Source organism: uncultured Flavobacterium sp., assembly GCF_937967675.1.
Classification (GTDB): domain Bacteria; phylum Bacteroidota; class Bacteroidia; order Flavobacteriales; family Flavobacteriaceae; genus Flavobacterium.
In genome coordinates, this window is record NZ_CALBSN010000056.1 from 1 (window position 1) to 2,706 (window position 2,706).

General features: G+C 35.1%; 2 protein-coding genes. Both read right to left on the reverse strand.

All coding sequences use genetic code 11. The features are described 5' to 3' along the window. Window positions 1–2,189 (reverse strand): NADP-dependent isocitrate dehydrogenase (locus Q0075_RS03670; protein ID WP_297868334.1); only part of this gene is annotated, 2,189 nt, incomplete at its 3' end. A gap of 155 nt (window positions 2,190–2,344) precedes the next feature. Continuing rightward, window positions 2,345–2,701, reverse strand: coding sequence for a 50S ribosomal protein L19 (rplS, locus tag Q0075_RS03675; protein ID WP_291110586.1), 357 nt, complete (start codon window positions 2,699–2,701; stop codon window positions 2,345–2,347). Window positions 2,702–2,706 lie beyond the last annotated feature (5 nt).

Consider the following 2,706-nt stretch of genomic DNA (forward strand, 5'->3'; position numbering starts at 1 on the left):
TCACTTGGACGCATTGCTTTCTCCGTTAGTTCAAAACTTGGATGATAGTAACCACCTATTTTTTGTTCTTTACCTTGAGCTGAAATTAATTCTGCATCGATTTTTGCCTCATTTGCTGTCATTGCTTCTGCAATAGGGGCGAATGTTGCTTTTAATTCCGCATCTTTAGTTTGGTTTGCTAAAGCTTGTGCCCAATAATAAGCTAAATAAAAATGAGAACCTCTGTTATCAATTCCACCCACTTTTCTTGCTGGCGATTTGTCTTCTGCTAAGAATTTTGCATTCGCTTCGTCTAAAGTATCAGCTAAAACTTGTGCTTTTGCGTTGTTTTGTGTTTGTGCTAAATGTTCTAAAGAAGCTTGTAAAGCTAAGAATTCACCTAATGAATCCCAACGTAAATACCCTTCTTCAATAAATTGTTCCACGTGTTTTGGAGCAGAACCACCGGCACCTGTTTCGAACAATCCACCACCGTTCATCAAAGGAACGATTGATAACATTTTAGCCGAAGTTCCTAATTCTAAAATTGGGAATAAATCAGTTAAGTAATCACGTAATACATTTCCAGAAACTGAAATCACGTCTTTTCCTTGACGGATGATTTTTAAAGTTTCTTTCATAGCATCTTTTACATCCATAATACGAATGTCTAAGCCTGTTGTATCGTAATCTTTTAAGTATTTCTCTACTTTTTTGATGATTTCTCTATCGTGCGCTCTTCCTTTATCTAACCAGAAAATAACTGGAGTGTCTGATAATCTTGCTCTGTTTACAGCTAATTTTACCCAATCTTGAATAGGAGCATCTTTTACCTGACACATTCTAAAAATGTCACCTGCTTCTACTTTTTGAGATAGTAAAACGTTTCCGTTTTCGTCTTCTACGTTAACTGTTCCGTTTTCTTTTAATTGGAATGTTTTATCGTGAGAACCATATTCTTCTGCTTTTTGAGCCATTAATCCAACATTTGGAACAGAACCAATTGTCTTAGGATCTAAAGCGCCATTTTCTTTCATTTCTTCAATACAAGCCGAATAGAAACCAGCATAAGCACGGTCTGGAATAATGGCAATAGTATCTTCTTCTTTTCCTTCTGCATTCCACATTTTTCCACCACTACGTGCTAAAGCAGCCATAGAGGCATCTACAATTACGTCAGAAGAAACATGGAAATTCGTAATTCCTTTTTCTGAGTTTACCATAGCTACACGTGGACCGTTAGCTAAAGCATCAGCAATCGCTTGTTTGATTTCCGCTTCTTGAGGAATTCCTGCAATTTTGTTGTATAAATCTTGTAATCCATTGTTTGGATTGATATCTAATGATTTGAATAAATCAGCATATTTTGTATACACATCAGCAAAGAACGTTTCAACGATAGCTCCAAAAATAATTGGATCCGAAACCTTCATCATCGTTGCTTTTAAATGTACAGAAAGCATAACGTTTTTCGCTTTAGCATCAGTAATAGTTGCTTTAGTGAATTCTTTTAAAGCATTTAAGTTCATAACCGAACTATCAATAACTTCACCAGCTTTTAAATTTGAGAAATCTTTTAAAACCGTAGTTGCTCCATTATCTGAATTGAAAACGATTCTGAATTTTCCTTCTTTTTCAACTGTAGTAGAGTTTTCTGTTCCGTAGAAATCACCAGAATTCATATGAGCTACTTCAGTTTTGCTATCTGAAGCCCAAGTTCCCATTCTGTGAGGATTCGCTTTTGCGTAGTTTTTAACTGCTTTTGGTGCTCTTCTGTCTGAGTTTCCTTCACGTAAAACTGGATTTACAGCCGAACCTAAAACTTTAGCGTATTTTGCTTTGATTTCTTTTTCAGTATCGTTTTGTGGCTCTTCTGGGTAGTTTGGAATATTGAAACCTTGTGATTGTAATTCTGCAATAGCTTCTTTTAATTGAATTACCGAAGCCGAAATGTTAGGTAGTTTAATAATGTTAGCTTCTGGAGTATTCGCTAATTGTCCTAGTTCGGTAAGCGCGTCACCTACTTTTTGATCTTCTTTTAAGAATTCTGGAAAGTTAGCTAAAATTCTTCCCGCTAAAGAAATATCTCTCGTTTCGATAGCGATATTAGCAGGTTTTGTAAAGGCTTTTACAATAGGTAAAAACGAATGTGTTGCCAACATAGGCGCTTCATCCGTAATGGTATACATTATTTTAGACTGATTAGACATGGATCTTATGTGTTTGTTTGAATATAATTTGTAAAATCTGCCAAATATAGGAAATTTGAAAGAAATAATGGGGCGATTTTGCTTAAATCTTGAATAAAATTCAATAAAAAAAGCCACAACATTGTTGCGGCTTTTTATACTTGAGAAAGTACAAATTAGTTTTTGTATCTTCTTTCTTTGATTTTTGCTTTTTTACCAGTAAGATCTCTAAAGTAGAAGATACGAGCTCTACGTACTTTACCTCTTTGGTTCACTTCAATTTTTTGTAAAGCTGGCATGTTTACTGGGAAGATACGCTCAACACCAATAGCACCTGACATTTTACGAATTGTAAAAGTTTCAGTAGCTCCTGCACCTCTTCTTTGGATTACAACTCCTTTGAAGAACTGAGTTCTAGTTTTTTCACCCTCTTTAATTTCGTAGTACACAGTGATTGTATCACCCGCACCAAACTCAGGGAAATCTTTTTTTGCAACTAATTCGTTATTTACGAAATCAACTAAATTTGACATAGTTT

Bases quoted from the DNA above. Each gene is read 5' to 3' on its own strand.
- rplS (WP_291110586.1), bottom strand. From the start codon at position 2,701: ATGTCAAATTTAGTTGATTTCGTAAATAACGAATTAGTTGCAAAAAAA.